Consider the following 16,176-nt stretch of genomic DNA (forward strand, 5'->3'; position numbering starts at 1 on the left):
CCTACCATGTCCGCGCGGGGGCGCGGGGGCTCAGCCGGACCGGGGCGCCACGGTGAAGTGGTGGCGCTCGCGCTCGGCGGTGATGGCGTCGGTGTCGACGGGGATGGGCTCGAGCGGCAGCACCATGTCGTCGGCCTCCCAGCGGTAGGGCTCGCCGTCGAGCATCACGCGGCCCTCGGCCATCGCGCGCGTGGCCTCCAGGAGCGGCATGGACGCGAGGTCGCGCATCATCGCCTCGAAGCGCCCCTGGCGCGCGGGGTCGGCGAAGCGGAAGCGCGCGCGGGCCACGACGGCCAGGTGGTACCACATGGGGCGGAAGGCCACGCCCGCGAGCCCCAGGCGCCTGGCCATGAGCACGAACATCTCCGTGGCCTCGCGCGCGAGCCCCAGGCCGGGCACGTCCTGGCCGGGGAGCTGGGGGCGCCGCTCGCTGAAGCGCGCGCGGGGGTGGCGCAGGCTGAGCCAGTTGACGAAGAAGTACGGCGCGCCGGTGATGGAGCGCTTCTCCACGACGACGTCCACCAGCAGGTGCTCCTCGCCGCCCGCGCGGCCCAGGACCTTGATGCGGTCTCCGGCGCCGGTGGAGCTGACCTCCACGCGGGGGCGGCTGTAGCCCAGGCGCTCCACCTGCCACAGCAGGCCGTAGCGGAACAGCGCGTACTCGAGCGACTGCGCCGTGTAGAAGCCGAGCACGCGCGGCTGCACGGCGCCGCCCAGGCCCAGCGAGCCCTCCAGGTCCTCGAGCGTCAGCGGCTCATCGAGCGGCGCGCCTTCCTGGGACAGCATCCGCGAGATGCGCCGGTAGCGGGCGCTCATCGGGTCATAGCGCGCCTTGATGCGACGGCCCGCCATGCCGGACAGCACGAGCACCGTGCCGGCGAAGACCTTCCACGACTCGGCGTGGTAGCCGCCGCCGGGGAGCCACACGCTGGGCACGCCGCGCAGCGCCCGGGCGAGCAGTTCGTCCCTGCGCCGCGCGCCCTTCACGGTGAGGCCCACGCGGCCGAAGCGGTCTCCGGCGAGCACGTCGCAGCCCGCGATGACGAAGGCGAGGCGAGGCCTGGGCATGCGCTCGAGCATCGCCTCCAGGAGGGCGAGGTACTGCTCGTCGGTGACGCCCTCGGGCACGCGCGTCTCGTCGACGCCTTCGGGCAGCGCACCCCAGTCGCTGCCGGACAGGGAGCCGATCCACACCTTGGGGTGACCGGCCAGACACTCGGCGGTGCCGTCGGGTGGGTGGGCGTCCAGGTCGAGGACGACCGTCTGTCCTTCGTAGCCATCGGCCTGGAGGGCGGCGAGCGCCACGGCGATGTCGTTGACGGCGCAGAAGCCGCCACCGCGTCCCGGGGCGGCGTGGTGGAAGCCGCCGGCCATGTTGACCACGGGGCCTCTGCGGCCGAACGCGAGCCGGGCGGCGCCCAGGGTCCCGCCGCAGACGAGGCGCACGTTGGAGAGGAGCGTGTCGACGGGGACCTCGGACGGGTCCACCGCGTAGATGCGAGCGAGTGTCTCCGGCTGGCCGAGGGACTCCAGGTAGGCGGCGTCGTGGACGCGGGACAGCTCCGCGTAGCTGACCTGCCTGGGGTGGTAGACGTCCTCGGGGCGGACGACGTGCTTCTCGAGGAGATACCACGTGGTGAAGTCCACGCCGCGAGGCTCGACGCCGACGGTGGTCTCGATGCCGGTGAGCGGGAGGCGGTAGTCCTCGTCGTAGAAGATGGGGACGTGCTCGCCGCGAGCGAAGGGAAGCCACCGGCCCAGCCAGCGCCACACGCTCATGCCGCGCACCTCGCGCGAGGTGGGAGCGGACGACTCGGAGGGCAGCGGGAGGGACGGCGCACGGGAGCGCGACTTTCGCCCAGCGGGCGGCCGGTGGGGGCTTTTTCGTGGGCGCGCAGACGGGGGTCGTTTGCTCTCAGCCGCTGAGAGGGTCCGGAAGTCGGCGACCGGGCGACCAAGCGGCCCTGGTGGACGAGGGCGGCGTTCACTCCACCTGACGCCGGGCCTCTTCACGCAGGGCCGGGCTGCGACGGCGCAGGCCCCGCGCGGAGAGCGCGGTGAGCAGCGCCCACGCGAGCCCCGCCACCCAGCCGCCCAACACGTCCGTGGGGTAGTGCACGCCCAGGTACACGCGCGTCAGGCCCACGAGCACCGGGAGCAGGAGCGACACGGTGAGGATGTACGCCTTGAGGCGTCGGCGCTCGGTGAGCTGCGCCAGGAGCGCGCCGAGGGTGAGGTAGACGATGGCGGACAGCATCGCGTGGCCGCTCGGGAAGCTGGTCGTCATCACCTCCTTGAGGTGCGGGACCACGGAGGGACGGGGGCGAGAGAAGAACTGCTTGAGCAGGCCGTTGAGCAGCGTGCCGCCCACGGTGGCCACGAGCACCAGCAGCAACGTCCGGTAGCGACGCACCAGGAGCAGGAAGCCGCACACCGCGAGCGTCACCAGGAAGAGCACCGGCGCGCCGCCGAGCGACGTCACGTCCTCCGCGGTGAGCCGCAGCCACCAGGGGCCTCGGGGAAGGGACGGGTCCTGGGGGCTGCGCAGCAGGCGCAGCACGCGCTCGTCGAAGTCCTGCGTCTCGCCCTCCGTCACCTCGTCCGAGAGCGCGATGAAGCCCAGGCAGCACACCGCCAGGAGCAGCAGCATCCCGAAGAGCCGCGTCACCGCCACGTTCCGGTCCGACATCCGCGCCCACTGAGCCCACAAGCCACGCCACATGTTCGTGACACTATGCATGGATGTGCGCCCCGAGACTCCTGGGAAGCGCTGAGTGTCCGCTGTCCTCCACGCCTTCGACGCGCCTGCCCTCGGGACTCCTCATGGCCACCCAGTATCCGCACCTCGAGCCCCTCCACCGCGACTTCATCCTGCGCCAGCGGATGTTCTTCACGGCCTCCGCCGCCAGCACGGGACGGGTGAACCTGTCCCCCAAGGGGCTCGACTCGCTGCGCGTGCTCGGGCCCAACGAGGTCGTCTACCTGGACCTCACCGGCAGCGGGAACGAGACGGCCGCGCACCTGCGCGCCGACGGGCGACTCACGCTCATGTTCTGCGCCTTCGAGGGGCCGCCGATGATTCTGCGCCTCTATGGGCGGGGACAGGTGCTGCGTCGGGGCAGCGCCGAGTACACGCGGCTCTTGGCCCACGAGTTCGGCGGCGTGGAGCCGCTGGGGGCGCGGCAGATGGTGAAGCTCGACATCGACCTCGTGCAGAAGTCCTGTGGCTACAGCGTGCCCCTGTACGAGTTCACCGCGGACAGGCCCACGCTCACGCGCTGGGCGGAGAGCAAGGGAGAGGAAGGGCTGACGGAGTACCGGCGCAAGAAGAACGCACACAGCATCGACGGCCTGCCGACCGGCCTGTTCGACGAGGAGGAGTCCGACTGACGGAGGGATGCCTGGGGGCCTTCAGACCTCTTCGAACTTCCCACCAAAGATGCCGTTCGCTTCCAGGGCCTCCTTGACCTCTTCGTCGACGATGAGCGGCAAGGGCCAGCCCCACAGCCGGAACACCCGCGCGCCGCCGACCTTCGACTTGTCGATGCGCAAGCCGCCCACATAGCGATACTGACCTGCCCGCTCCGCGAACATCTCTTCGTCCGCGGTGAAGTGCTGCACTTCACGACAGGCAGCCTCGTCAATGCAGCGGAGCGTCCGAACAGCATTGAGGATGAAGTAGGGCTCCGCTCTTCCATCGACGCGTACAGGGAAGAACTGCACGTCGTCGGAGGCCTGCTCACGGAAGACGGCGGCCACCCGCTCACTGACAACCGGCGCCTTGCCAGCACCCGCGAACTCGATATCGAGCGGCTCTCCGGGGCGCTGAATCGGTATTCGCAATGGCTCTTGAGTTTCCAAGGGGCGTCCTTCGGTGAACTGCCAGATGTCGTCGATCTCCGCTCCCTCTGAATCGACGGGGTCCGACAGGTACCAACGACCCTTCACGTACATGTCTGCACTCAGTGCAAAGAAGCGTCGTTCCACGACCTACTCCTCGAGCCCCTTCGTGATGAATCTCCGCAAATCCGTCCCCTCCCTTACGAGGTCCCGCGCAATCTTGGCAAGCTCAGCAGTGAGTGCGCCCCTGCACTAAGCGATACCTCTGCACTTCCGCATCGCGGTGTTGAGACGAATCGAGACAGCCTCATGGTACTCGCGAGGGTGAGGCCCTTGATGGCCCCTGATGCGCACGAGGTTCTCCGGGTCACTCAGCTTCATTCCGGCCCTGTTGAAGATTCGCTCGAACTCCGGTGTCCAGGGGCCTCCGTTCGCATCGGAGACGTAGTTCTTGTCCGTGCAGATGTGATGAACATTGCCCTCGGGGTCTCCCTGAATGCCCGCGCCAACGCCTGTAGCCGCCCCAGGAGCCTCCCCTGCCCCCATCGCGGTCGCGGCAACCGCCGTTGGCGCGAGCGGCACATTCAGCACCCCAGCTGACACGATGGAGATCGCCTGGACCTCGCCAGCCATGGCACTCGCGAGTTGAAAGCCTCCCTCCAACTGCGCTCGGCTCGCGGCCTGGGCAAAGCCCGGCAGCTTCGGCCCCTGGGCGGCCAGCGCACTCTTCCCACCGAGGGCAGCCAGCGCCACGACCACCAGGACACGTGCGCCGTTATCCCCCAGCACCTTTCCAAAGCGATGCCCCGCGCGCTCCAGTTCGTCGAAGCGTACTGCGTCGCGGGACTCGTCCATGAGCCGCAAGAATCCCTGCCCGAGATTCCAGACAGGCCCTGTCCCGAGATAGGCAATCAGGGATGCTGTGAGTGCGACCGCCAGCAACTTCGTGACGGGTTCGGGGGCTACCAGCATCACGAGCGCCGTCCCAATCATCGTCGTCACCATCGCGCGCAACGCCGCGGCATTCACCATGCCGCGAATCGCTTCCTCGACGCCTTCCCACACCGTGTCGAGGGCGAAGTAGAGCGCCATCATCCGCCGCTCCATGGGTCCGAGCGTCAGGCCGCCGGCTATCATGCTCAGGCAGGCCAGGGGCTCCTCCTGCCGCTGACAGATTCGCTCATATGCCGAGGGACCAGGGCGAGCCTGGACACCCTCAACGAGCCCTCCCGAGAAAGCAAGCAATGAGCGTCGGTCGTCCTGCTCGACTTCGCGGAAGGCCACGTCCAGCTGCATGCCGAGCACGAGCTGCGTGACCGCGCGCTTGAACGAGTCTTCATTCACCTCGACCGGGCCAGACTCAACGGGCGTATACGCGATGGATTCGCCCTGCCCCATGTCGAGATGGACGACGCGGGTCGATGCACATCCGCCCGCCAACAGAAACAGCACGGCAATGCATGCAGGCCTCATGTCACCCTACTTTCGGCTGCCAGAGCATCGGTGAGCGCAGAGGCCATAGCAGACCGCTCTGACAACCAGGCGCCGTGGACCCGGAGGACGAATCTGACTGACAGCGGGATGTCCTCCATTTTCGTCCCGGCCCTCGGCCCCTTAGAGGGGAGCGAAGTGCCGCCAGTCCTGGCGGAGGGGGAGGACTTGGAATGACAGTGATTCGCGGTGTCGGCGCCATCTCGCTCGGCAAGTGTCTGGGTGCTTTCTATGCGTTGATTGGCGTCACCGTGGGAACACTGACGAGCATGGCGGTGCTGCTGCTCGGCTCACCCCGCACCTACGCCATCCTCGGCAAGGGCTTGCACCTGGGCGAGCTGGGACTGGGCGGCGGGCTCCTCCTGATGGTGGGAGCCGTCATCCTCTACGGCCTCGCGGGCTTCGTTCTCGGCCTCATCACCGGCGCCCTGGTCAACCTCGCGCTGCGCCTCGGAGGCGGTGTCGAGCTGGAGCTGGAGTAGCCGCTCGACACACGGGCCTACGGTGAAGCGCCCTCTCCGTGCTTCACCACCGCGAGCGCCACCTGCTTCGCCCCGGCGCCCTGGGCCAGTCGCATCACCTTCAGCACATCACCGTGGGTGAGCGACTGGTCCGCCTTGAGCAACAGCCCCCGGCCTGGCTCCGCTCGAATCGCGGCCTGGAGCCTCGCCTGGAAGGCCTTCTCGTCCGCGTACGACTCCGCCTCCACGAACAGACGGCGGTCCGACGTCATCGAGAGGATGAGCGGATCCCTCGGTGTCGCCTTCTCTTCGTCCGGCTGTCGCGACGGAGGAAGGGCCACCTGCTGGCCCCGCTGCATCATCGGCGTCACCACCATGAAGATGATGAGGAGGACCAGCACCACGTCGACCAGGGGCGTGACGTTGATCTCACTCTTCACGCCACCCCGGCCACCACCGACGGACATACCCATGCGGCTGCTCCTTGCTGGAAGGGACAGTCACCTGGGTACACGGACGCGAGACGCGGCTGGCGGGCGGACGTCCCGCGAGCGGTCATCGTTCCGTCACGGCGCGCCGCTACCGCGACAGCCGGAACCGGTCCTGCCCCGCACTGCCGAACGCGGCGCCCAGCACGCAGAAGAAGTGCAGCACGATGCCCGGGAACACGAAGAACCAGTACCCCGCGCCCACGAAGCAGAACCACAGGATGGCCCGGAAGAGCTGCCCCTTGTAGAGCTGCCCCAACCCCGGGAAGAAGAACGACAACACACCAGCGATGATGGGGTTGAAGCGGCGCTCGCGGATGATGTCGGTCGTCATGGCGGTCTCCAGTCCTCCTGCCTTCCCTAAAAGGGCGCGGCGCGGCACGAAAATCCCGCCCGTCCCTCAGGGCACCGGGCGAGCGGGCGGCTCGGGCGTCAGCACCAGCCCGTCGAACACACCATACGCATACGCCGCCGCGAAGGCATAGGCGCCCACCAGGTACGTCACGTTCAGCGTGCGCGCCGTCCCCTCGTCCTTCGCGCTGTAGCGCCCATCCGGGCCCCGCAGCGACAGCGACGTCCCCAGCGACACACCCGCCATCGCGAGCCCCAGGCCCTGGCTCACCGCCAGCGCCGTGCCCATCCCCGAGCGTCCCTGCTTGAAGTGCCCCACGCCCATCGGCGCCAGGTACCAGGCCCGGGACATCGTCGGATGCGCCTCTCGTGTCGCGACCTCGCGCACCGGCGTGGCGATGGGCGTCGGCGGAGGCATCAGGCGCGGACGTCGCTCGGCCCGCAGCTCCGCGATGCGCGAGGCATGCTGGGTCCTCGCGCGCTCCACGAAGGCGAGGAAGTCCGGCGGATACAACAGCGGGTCCAACGCCGCGCCCTCGTGGGCGGCCAGCCCGCGCACGACCTCGTCCTCGGCGCGCGCCAGCTCCTCCTGCGCATGCCACGTCGCCCCGAGCAGCAGGTGCGCATGCGCCTCCAGCTCGTCGCCATCGAGCCGCAATGGATAGAGCAATGACTCCAGCTCCGCGCGCGCCCGGGACAGCTCACCGGACTGATAGGCCTCCCGCGCGCCATCCAACGGCGACGCGGCGAGCACCCCGAGCACCAGGGCCAACCCCATCATCACGGCGGCCCCTCCATCGAGACCTCGAGCTGCCGTCCCGCCACCGCGTCCACCTCACGCTGCAACACGGGCGCACCCGCGCGCCGCGCCGTCACGGTGTGGCGGCCATGCTCCACCTTCACCGCGCTCGCCAGCGGCGCCACGCCCACCTCCCGGCCGTCCACGAAGAGCCGCGAGCCCACGGGCGCGAGGATGAGCACCTCCGCCTTGCGCAACGGCAACACCACGTCCCGCGTCACCGTCTCCCCAGGCGCGAGCGACACCTGCATCTCCACCTCGTCGCACAACGAGTTGGCGAAGCGCAGATGGTGCGTCCCCGCGGGCAACGAGACCTCGCGCACCCGAGGCGTGTACCCCCGGCTCTCTCCGTTCACGAAGACCTCCGCCCACGGGCGCGCCGTCAGCTTCAGCACCCCGGGGCTCGCGGGCGCGGCGGCACTCGCGTCCGAACTCGCCGTCGGCGCGGGGTCACCCGTCACGGGAACGCCAGGGGAGCCCTCCATCGACTCCGGCTTCACTGAATCTCCCACGGGGGCATGCGCTACCGACGTCACGTCTCCCCGTGTATTCGATTCGCCAGCGTCCGCGACGTCCGTGTCCGGGGTCGGCTCCGGCTGCGTCGAAGCCCCCACGGTCGTCTCGCCCACGGTGCTCGGACGCGGAGCCGTAGGCACGGAGGCGCTCCCAGCGCGCCCCGAAGGGCCTCCGGTGGACCGAGCACCCATCGACTTCTTCGCCTGCGTCCGCGACAGCTCGGCGAGAGCCTCGCGCGCCGCGCTGACACTCTCGCCGCCCAGCCCATCATCCAGGAGGGGCTCGGCTCCGCGCCCCGCGTCCTCGCTCCCTCGCGCGAGCGCCTTCAGACATTCCGAAGAGGAGCCTCCCTCCGCGCACGACGCCTTCCCCGCGCCTGCCTCTCCAACGTCCGAGGCTCGTGCGCCCGCCCTTTCCCCTCGGGACGGCGTCGAGCCCTCGCCCTCTGCGCCTGCCTGTCCATCCCGGGACGAGGTCGCGTCCTCGGCCCGCGCACCCGAAAGACCTTCACGGAGCGACGTCGCGTCGTCGGCGCGTGCACCCGACGGACCTTCACGGAGCTGTGTCGCGTCATCCGGGGACAGCGTCGAGTCCCCGGCCCCTGGCACCAAAAGCACATCCTCGGCTCGCGACGCCTCGCGATGGCGAGACAACGTCCATCCACCCAACCCCGTCGCCGCGCAGAGCACGAACCCCGCGGCCCACCACGCCCGCGAGTTCCTGGGCCGCTGCCGCTCCCGCAGCAAGGCCACCACCTCGGACGACGTAGGCTCCAACGCCAACGCGGCGTTGAGCACCTTCGCGGCGCGAGCACCCTCGCCCTTCGCCAGCAGCGTACGCCCCTCCGCGAGCAATCGCTGGAAGCGAGACTTCCGCCACTGGATGGCACCCGCCATGGGGTTGCTCAAGAACTCGCGAGCCACCTCGGCGGGCGGCCCCACCTCCTGCCGCAGCAGCGCCTCCAGCTCCGCCGCCAGCACGCCGCCGTCCGTCGGCCTGTTCCGGGCATCCCTCGCCAGACACCTCGACACCAGGGCCGACAGGGACTCGGGCGTCCCCGGCACCACCTCCGTCAACGACGGCGCATCCCGCGTCATCACCGAGGCCGCCAGGTGCGCGGCGCCCTTGCCCGCGTGCGGCGTCCCGCCCGAGACCAGCTCGAACAGGATGACCCCCACGGCATACACATCCGAGGCCGGGGTGAACGCGCCCGTGTCGATGCGCTCGGGCGCCATGTACGCCAGCGAGCCCGTCACGGCGCCCGTGCTCGTCAGCCGCTCCTGGTCCTCCAGCGCGGCCAGCCCGAAGTCCGCCAGCTTCAGCGGCCCGCCCTCCGCCACCAACACGTTGTCCGGCTTCACGTCGCGGTGCACGACGCCGCTCGCGTGCGCCGCGGACAGGGCCCGCGCCAGCTCCCAGCCCAGCACCAGCGCCGCCTCGGGCGGCACCGGCCCGAGCCTCGCCGCGAGGCTGCGCAGGTCCTCGCCCCGCACCCACTCACAGACGAGGAACGGCCCTTCCGCGTCCTCACCAAAGTCGTGCACCTCCAGGATGTTGGGGTGGTGCAGGGAGGCCGCCAGCTCGGCCTCGCGTCGGAAGCGCTCCACGCGCCCGGGGTCCTTGCCAGGGTGCATCCGCTTCAACGCCACGGGCCGGGACAGGCGCAGGTCCACGGCCAGGAAGACCGTGGCCATCCCCCCACGCCCCAGCTCCCGCTCGAGTCGGTAGCGGCCCGAAACCACCTCACCCTTCATCACGGGCGCATTCTCGGGGAGCCGCCTCCCGCGAGCAACCCAAGTGCTACAGCCGGCAGGCCTTCGTCTCGCCCACCTGCTCGCACGCTCCCACGGCCCCCCCGGGGCAGTCCCTGTCCAGCCGACAGGTGCGCCGACACCGCGACTCCGCCCCCGAGCTCAGGCACACCGCGCACGTCGCGCAGTCCCACGAGTTCTCACAGACTTCCCCCGTCGATTCAGGGATTCCCGTGCACTCCCGCACACACAGCCCATCCAACGCGCACTGGTAGCCCGCGGGACAGATGCCGCCTCCCGCGTTCGGGTTGCAGGACTCCTCGCACCGGGGCCGCTCCGGACGGCACCTCGCGGTGTCCGCGCAGTCGAACGGGTCCTTGCAGGCCTCACCCAACCGGGGCCCCACCTCGCATTCGTCGTTGTTGCAACGTCGCCCATCCCGGCACGTGAAGTCGGACGTGCACGTCTCCGCGCACCGCCCTTCCACGCAGGCCGCGGCTGCCTCCAGGCACTCACAGGCGCGAGTACACGCGCCCCCCATCCCCACCGTGGCCGCGCAGCCCCCATCCGACGAACCACACGTCGGACCCGAGCAGCCCGCGTCCGGCGCCTCGCAAACCGCGGTCGTGCACCCGGCATCCAGGCCGCCACCCCCATCCGCGCCACCGCCGCCGTCCGAGCCACCCCCATCCGCCTGCGTCGCGACGGGCACGCAGGCGTTCAGCAGTCCCGAGGAGTCGGGCACCGGGCCACAGCCGTAGCCCGGGCGGTAGCAGTCCTCGCCGCACCCGAGCAGGCAGACCCCCAGGTCCTTCGCGCACACGGTGCCCGAGGGACATGGCGCGTCGGCGGAGCACTCGAGCAGGCAGTACCCCCCCGGAAAGCCCAGGCCGCAGGTGAGCCCGGGGCCGCATTCCGAGTCCCCGTCACAGTCCTCCCCCACCCGCTCCACGGCCCGAGGCTCACAGCCTCCCCGCACGCAGACCTCGTTCGAGGCGCAGGCGTGTGACTCGTCACAGCGGACACGGATGTCGAGAGGACAGCCCGGCGCGAACAGCAGCACGAGCACGACCAGCCCACAGCAGGAAAGGAAGCGACGCATCAACAAGGCCTCGCCACTCTACGCGCAAATCCCCGCGGGAGCGCGAGCCCCCGCGAGGCACGGCCCTCGTGCTCCCTGGAAGCACGAGGACCGACTTCAGCGCCCTGCTACATGCAGGTGCCCATGAAGCCCGGCGCGCCGAAGCACTGGCCGCTCTTGCACTGCGAGTTCTCCTGGCACGGGAAGCCGAAGGCGCCCGGGCTGCAGAAGCCGATGACCGAGCCCGTGAAGGGCTTCACGCAGTTCCACTCCGAGGGGCAGTTGGAGTTGTCGCGGCAGAGGCCCTGCATGCAGAAGCGGCCCTTGTTCGACAGGTAGCCGTCGTTGCACACCGCGCCGCCCAGGCCCACCGGGCAGGCCCCGTCCTCGGCGCACGGCGCGAAGCTGGCGCAGTACGGCTGGCGCGCCCCGTCGTCATCCGGGTCCATGCACACCGAGTAGGTGTCGCAGCCATCCTTGAAGTCGGACGTGTTCGGGTCGCACGTGGGCGGGTTCGCGGGCGGACGCAGGCTGCACAGGCCCTCGATGCAGGTCTGGTTGCTCAGGCACTGGGTGTCGGAGGTGCACGTCGGCACCTTCTTGTTCTTGCAGTACGAGGCCAGCGCGCCCGTGTCCTCGGTGTCGCAGTACTGGTCCGCCGCGCAGTTCGCGTTCGACTGGCAGCCCAGCGCACACAAGCCGTTGAAGCAGAACTGCCCGGAGGGACAGGCCTTGCTCGCGCTGCAGAGCATCTTCTCCTGGTCGTTCGGGTCGGGGTTGTTCGGGTTCTTGTCGTCGTCCTCGCTCGTGCTGCCACAGCCCGTCACCACCACCGCCAGGAACAGCGCCATCAGCCATCGCTTCATGTTCGTCTCCGTGAAGGTCGTTCTCGCCGCGCGCCGGCCCTTTCCGTCAGCGGCGTATGGTCAGGCCCCATCGCAACCGCCGTGCCGCGGGCTCATGCGAGTGCGAAGCCCCGCGATTCCGAGGGGTTGCGCGAAGAACGGCGCTCACAGCCGCGCAGCGACGGGGGAAACGTGCCAGGACTGGCACGCGGACAGGGCCTCCCGAGGAGGCGGCGTGTCAGTCCCCCTCGCCCAGGTAGCGGAACAGTGAGCGCAGGCCGATGCCCAGCGCCGCCGCCGCGTCCTTCTTGCTGCCGCCACAGCGGGCAATCGCCTCACGCACGTAGCGCTGGACGAAGGCCTCGCGCGCCTCCTCCAGCGGAACCATGGGCCCGTCCTCCGCGCCCAGCTCCAGGTCCTCGGGGCGCAGCAGCTCGTCCGTGGCCAGCACCGCCGCGCGCCGCACGCGCGACACCAGCTCGCGCACGTTGCCGGGGAACGGATGGCCTCGCAGCGCCTCCATGGCCTTCTGGGTGAGGCCCCGCGCCTTGCGCGACTCCTGCGTCAGCACGTGGTGCGTGAGCAGGAGCACGTCGTCACCGCGCTCGCGCAGGGGCGGCACGTCCACGCGCACCTCCTCCAGCCGGTAGCGCAGGTCCGCGCGGAAGGTGCCCTTGCGCACCGCCTCCTCCAGCGGCACGTGCGTCGCGGAGACGACCCGCACGTCCACCTTGCGCGGCGTGTGCTCCCCCAGCCGCGTCACCTCGCGCTCCTGCACCACGCGCAACAGGCGCGTCTGGAGCGACAGCGGCATGTCGCCAATCTCATCCAGGAACAGCGTGCCTCCGTCGGCCGCCTCCACCAGCCCCGCCCGCTCCGCGCCCGCGCCGGTGAAGGCGCCGCGCGCGTGGCCGAACAGCTCGCGCTCGATGAGGCTCTCCGGCAGCGCCGCGCAGTTGATGGCCACCAGCCGCCCCGGACGTCCACCGCGGCGATGGAGCGCGCGGGCCACCAGCTCCTTGCCCGTGCCCGTCTCTCCCTGGATGAGCACGTTGAGCGGCGTGGGCCCCAGCCGCTCCACCTGGCGATACAGCGCGCGCATCGCCGGGGACTCGCCGATGAGCCCCTCGAACGTCGCCGCCTCGATGCGCCGCGTGAGCCCCTCCACGCGCGAGCGCAGCTCCGTCAGCTCGCGCCGCGTCGACAGCAGCAGCGCCGTCATCGCGCAGAGCGCCAGCGCCTCCTCCAGGTCCGCCGAGGTGAAAGCGGGCGCGCCGAGCTTGCGCCCCAGGTACACCACCGACAACGGCACCACCTCCACGCGCAGCGGCACCACCAGCGCGGAGCCCAAGCGCAGCGCCTCCAGGCTCGGAGCCCTCGCCAAGGCCGCGTCCGCCGCCACGTCCGCCACGAGCACGGGCGCGCCCGACGTCAGCACCCGGTCCACCAGGCTGTCCACCACCCCAGCGTCGGCCTTCGCGCCGGTGGCGAACAACACGCGCCGGGGCCCCTGGCTCGAGTCCGCCGCGACGAGGAAGCCCACGTCCGCGCCCACCACGTCGGCGAGGCCCCGCATCGCCACGTCGAGCAACTCCAACGGTGGCCGCTGCGCGAGCAGCCGCGAGGACAGCTCCGCCATCACCGCCACCAGGCGCCGGGGCTCGGGCGTCCGCGAGCCCTCCGCGCGCCCCTCCCCCATCTCGACCAGCTCCACCTCCACCGTGCCCAGGCGGATGCGGTCACCGGGCTCCAGCGGCGCCAGGTCCACGCGCCGGCCCTTCACGCGCACGTCACAGCCGCGCCCCGCCGGGGACACGCTCCAGCCGCGCGCGTCGCGAAACAGCAGCGCGTGGCTCGGCTTCACGCCCGTGCCCGTGAGCACCACGTCGCACGTGGCGTCGGAGCCCAGGGAGAGGACGGGCTTGTCCAGGGGGAGGCGGTGGCCGTCGGGCAGGACGAGGAATTGGGGCATGGCGGACGCGGGCGACATGTGTCGCATATCAGGAACACGGGGGCCCCGGCGCGTGCGGGCCCTGACGCTGGCCTTCACCGGGCATTGTGCGCGCGCGCCCGGCTGCTATCACCGCGCTCCCGCAAGGAGCCTCCCATGGCCATCGCCACCATCGACCCGACGTCCGGCAAGACGCTGCGCACGTTCGACGCCCTCACTCCGGAGCAGCTGGAGTCGAGGCTCCAGCTCGCCTCGGACACGTTCCGCGCGTACCGCCAGACGCCCTTCGCCGAGCGCGCCCGCTGGATGCGCCGCGCCGCGGAGCTGCTGGAAGCGGGGGCGGACCACTACGGCCGCATCATGACCGAGGAGATGGGCAAGCCGCTGGAGGCCGCCAAGGCCGAGGCGAGGAAGTGCGCGACGGCGTGCCGCTACTACGTGGCCAAGGCGGAGGGGCTGCTCAAGGACCGGCCCATCGACGTGGGCGGAGACACCGCCTTCGTGCGCTACCAACCCTTGGGGCCCGTGCTGGCCATCATGCCGTGGAACTTCCCCTTCTGGCAGGTGGTGCGCTTCGCCGCGCCCGCGCTGATGGCGGGCAACGTGGGCCTGCTCAAGCACGCGCACAACGTGCCCCAGTGCGCGCTCGCGCTGGAGACGCTGTTCCTGGACGCGGGCTTCCCGAAGGGCGCGTTCCAGACGCTCCTCATCGAGACCGCCGACGTCAACCGCGTCATCGAGGACGCCCGCGTGCGCGCGGTGACGCTCACCGGCAGCGAGGGCGCGGGCCGCGCGGTGGGCCAGTCCGCGGGCAAGTCGCTCAAGAAGGTGGTGCTGGAGCTGGGCGGGAGCGACCCGTTCATCGTCATGCCCAGCGCGGACCTGGACAAGGCGGTGGAGACGGCCGCGTCCGCGCGCCTCATCAACAACGGCCAGTCCTGCATCGCCGCCAAGCGCTTCATCGTCGCCGAGCCCATCGCCGCCGAGTTCGAGCGCCGCTTCGTCGAGCGTTTGAAGAAGGTCACCGTGGGCGACCCCATGGACCCGAAGACGGACCTGGGCCCGCTGGCCACGCAGGGCATCCTCCAGGGCCTGCACGCGCAGGTGGAGGCGAGCGTGAAGGCCGGCGCGAGGCTGCTCCTCGGCGGCAAGCCGCTGGAGCGGCCCGGCAACTTCTATCCGCCCACCGTGCTCGCGGACCCGCCGCCCTCCGCGCCCGCGTTCCATGACGAGCTGTTCGGCCCGGTGGCCACGCTCTTGCGTGCGCGCGACGTGGAGCACGCGGTGGAGCTGGCCAACGCCACGCCCTTCGGCCTGGGCGCCAGCGTGTGGACGCGCGATGCGGGCGAGGAGCGCCGCTTCATCGACGGCATCGAGTCCGGCATGGTGTTCGTCAACCAGATGGTGGTGTCCGACGCGCGGCTGCCCTTCGGCGGGGTGAAGAACTCCGGCCACGGGCGCGAGCTCGCGGACCTGGGCATCCACGAGTTCCTCAACGCGAAGACGGTGCGCGTCGCGACCGGTGGGGACGCGCCTGCGGCTCGCGGCGGCGCGCTCAGCGAGTAGCGCTTCAGCGCGTGCGCACGCGGCCGTCGGGTGGGCGGTGGACCTCCTCCAGCGCCTCCGTCACGGCCTCCACCTCGGCGCCGAGCTGCTCCACGCTCTGGCGCAGTCCCAGTCCGGCGACGTCCTCGCCGGACGCGTCCGCCGTGCGCACCCGCAGCACCTGCGCGTAGAGGCCCTCCAGCGTGTAGAACAGCCGCGTGTACTCGGCCTCCAGCCGGTCCGCCGCCGTGGACAGCTCCGCGCGCTGCTGACGCTGCGACTCGAGCGCGGACAGCGCGCCCTGGAGCCGCTCACGCACCACCGCGTCCTGCTCCGTCGCCACCCTCGCGGACAGCGCGCGGTGCTCCTCCTCCAGCCGGCTCGCCTCCTCGGGTGTGGCCAGCGCGCGCAGCGTCCGCTCCCGGCTCGCCAGCGCGTGACAGCCCTGGCGCAGCGCCTCCACCGTGCGCTCGGGGGCGTGCACCACCTCGCGCAGCACCGCGGGCCCCTGGGCCAGCTCCGCCAGCAGCTTCGCGCACACCGCGTCCACGCGCGCCACCTTGGGGTCCACGGGCTCGGCGGACGTGGCGGGCTTCACCCCGAGCCCTGTGGCCTGCGCCTCCTCTTCTTCCGTGGGGCGCCTCAGGTACTTCGCCGACGCCAGGAAGAGTCCCAGCGCCACGAAGACGAGCCACCACAGCCGACGGGGCTGTCCCATGGCGATGAGCAGGCACACGATCGCCGGCGCGATGAAGGCCGCCGCCTTGACCGGGTCCCTGGAGGCGTTCGAGGAGCGCCGCCGTGAGCGGGGCCGCGTCGCCTTGCGCGCGTCCCGCCGGGCCTCCTTGCGCCACTGCTTCTCCCACTGCCGGCGGACCTTCCGGGGAGGCAGGCGCCCCGTCTTGCGCACCCACGCCTCCACCGCCGCGTCCTCGCGGGCCTGGCCCTCCGACAAGGCGTCCTCCAGACGGCGCAGGCGCTCGTCCTGCTGGCGGGGAGGCTCGCTCGGAGGGGGTGGCTCGGAGGCTCGGGGCACGCGATACGATAACGACCTCCC

Annotated in this window: 14 protein-coding genes and 1 pseudogene; 3 read left to right on the top strand and 12 right to left on the bottom strand. The window is 71.0% G+C overall.

Annotated features, from left to right (window positions below):
• Window positions 1–30: 30 nt before the first annotated feature.
• Together OWM54_RS17880 and OWM54_RS17885 are read right to left on the bottom strand one after the other, a co-directional pair.
• Window positions 31–1,779, bottom strand: a complete 1,749-nt coding sequence (locus tag OWM54_RS17880) for a histone deacetylase (RefSeq protein WP_267698288.1) — start codon at window positions 1,777–1,779, stop codon at window positions 31–33.
• 205 nt (window positions 1,780–1,984) lie between these two features.
• Window positions 1,985–2,689, bottom strand: coding sequence for a phosphatase PAP2 family protein (locus OWM54_RS17885; RefSeq protein WP_223749879.1), 705 nt, complete (start codon window positions 2,687–2,689; stop codon window positions 1,985–1,987).
• A gap of 134 nt (window positions 2,690–2,823) precedes the next feature.
• Between OWM54_RS17885 and OWM54_RS17890 the strand changes: the two genes are divergently transcribed.
• Complete coding sequence (locus OWM54_RS17890; protein ID WP_267698289.1) at window positions 2,824–3,390, top strand: pyridoxamine 5'-phosphate oxidase family protein; 567 nt, start codon at window positions 2,824–2,826, stop codon at window positions 3,388–3,390.
• Window positions 3,391–3,411: 21 nt separating this feature from the next.
• On the opposite strand, the gene OWM54_RS17895 is transcribed toward OWM54_RS17890, so the two are convergent.
• Together OWM54_RS17895 and OWM54_RS17900 are read right to left on the bottom strand one after the other, a co-directional pair.
• Window positions 3,412–3,987, bottom strand: coding sequence for an imm11 family protein (locus OWM54_RS17895; protein WP_267698290.1), 576 nt, complete (start codon window positions 3,985–3,987; stop codon window positions 3,412–3,414).
• A 3-nt stretch (window positions 3,988–3,990) separates the two neighbouring features.
• Window positions 3,991–5,313: pseudogene (locus tag OWM54_RS17900) on the bottom strand (AHH domain-containing protein).
• A 191-nt stretch (window positions 5,314–5,504) separates the two neighbouring features.
• Between OWM54_RS17900 and OWM54_RS17905 the strand changes: the two are divergent.
• Entirely contained in the window at window positions 5,505–5,813 is a 309-nt protein-coding gene (locus OWM54_RS17905; RefSeq protein ID WP_141327902.1) for a hypothetical protein, read from the top strand.
• A 17-nt stretch (window positions 5,814–5,830) separates the two neighbouring features.
• On the opposite strand, the gene OWM54_RS17910 is transcribed toward OWM54_RS17905, so the two are convergent.
• The 7 genes from OWM54_RS17910 to OWM54_RS17940 all read right to left on the bottom strand — a co-directional run bounded on the left by OWM54_RS17910 (window position 5,831) and on the right by OWM54_RS17940 (window position 13,595).
• The gene (locus OWM54_RS17910; protein WP_267698291.1) at window positions 5,831–6,265 is read right to left on the bottom strand and encodes a biopolymer transporter ExbD; all 435 of its coding nucleotides are present in this window, start codon (window positions 6,263–6,265) and stop codon (window positions 5,831–5,833) included.
• 106 nt (window positions 6,266–6,371) lie between these two features.
• The gene (locus tag OWM54_RS17915; protein ID WP_046710746.1) at window positions 6,372–6,614 is read right to left on the bottom strand and encodes a hypothetical protein; all 243 of its coding nucleotides are present in this window, start codon (window positions 6,612–6,614) and stop codon (window positions 6,372–6,374) included.
• 66 nt (window positions 6,615–6,680) lie between these two features.
• The gene (locus tag OWM54_RS17920; RefSeq protein ID WP_223749873.1) at window positions 6,681–7,412 is read right to left on the bottom strand and encodes a hypothetical protein; all 732 of its coding nucleotides are present in this window, start codon (window positions 7,410–7,412) and stop codon (window positions 6,681–6,683) included.
• Window positions 7,412–9,700 (bottom strand): serine/threonine-protein kinase, encoded by a 2,289-nt coding sequence (locus OWM54_RS17925; protein WP_267698292.1) that lies wholly within the window; start codon window positions 9,698–9,700, stop codon window positions 7,412–7,414. Before OWM54_RS17925 ends, OWM54_RS17920 begins: the two co-directional genes overlap by 1 nt.
• Before the next feature lie 46 nt (window positions 9,701–9,746).
• On the bottom strand, window positions 9,747–10,799 hold the full coding sequence (locus OWM54_RS17930; protein ID WP_223749871.1) for a hypothetical protein: 1,053 nt from the start codon (window positions 10,797–10,799) through the stop codon (window positions 9,747–9,749).
• Between the two features lie 107 nt (window positions 10,800–10,906).
• The gene (locus OWM54_RS17935) at window positions 10,907–11,644 is read right to left on the bottom strand and encodes a Dickkopf N-terminal cysteine-rich domain-containing protein (RefSeq protein ID WP_267698293.1); all 738 of its coding nucleotides are present in this window, start codon (window positions 11,642–11,644) and stop codon (window positions 10,907–10,909) included.
• Window positions 11,645–11,861: 217 nt separating this feature from the next.
• On the bottom strand, window positions 11,862–13,595 hold the full coding sequence (locus OWM54_RS17940; protein WP_267698294.1) for a sigma 54-interacting transcriptional regulator: 1,734 nt from the start codon (window positions 13,593–13,595) through the stop codon (window positions 11,862–11,864).
• Between the two features lie 135 nt (window positions 13,596–13,730).
• Here OWM54_RS17940 and OWM54_RS17945 point away from each other — a divergent pair, with 135 nt between their 5' ends.
• A complete protein-coding gene (locus tag OWM54_RS17945) occupies window positions 13,731–15,140 on the top strand; it encodes an NAD-dependent succinate-semialdehyde dehydrogenase (protein ID WP_267698295.1) in 1,410 nt (469 codons plus the stop codon).
• A 4-nt stretch (window positions 15,141–15,144) separates the two neighbouring features.
• On the opposite strand, the gene OWM54_RS17950 is transcribed toward OWM54_RS17945, so the two are convergent.
• The gene (locus tag OWM54_RS17950; RefSeq protein WP_248543243.1) at window positions 15,145–16,074 is read right to left on the bottom strand and encodes a hypothetical protein; all 930 of its coding nucleotides are present in this window, start codon (window positions 16,072–16,074) and stop codon (window positions 15,145–15,147) included.
• Window positions 16,075–16,176: the final 102 nt, after the last annotated feature.

The sequence above is a fragment of the Myxococcus sp. MISCRS1 genome (genome assembly GCF_026626605.1).
Taxonomy (GTDB): domain Bacteria; phylum Myxococcota; class Myxococcia; order Myxococcales; family Myxococcaceae; genus Myxococcus; species Myxococcus fulvus.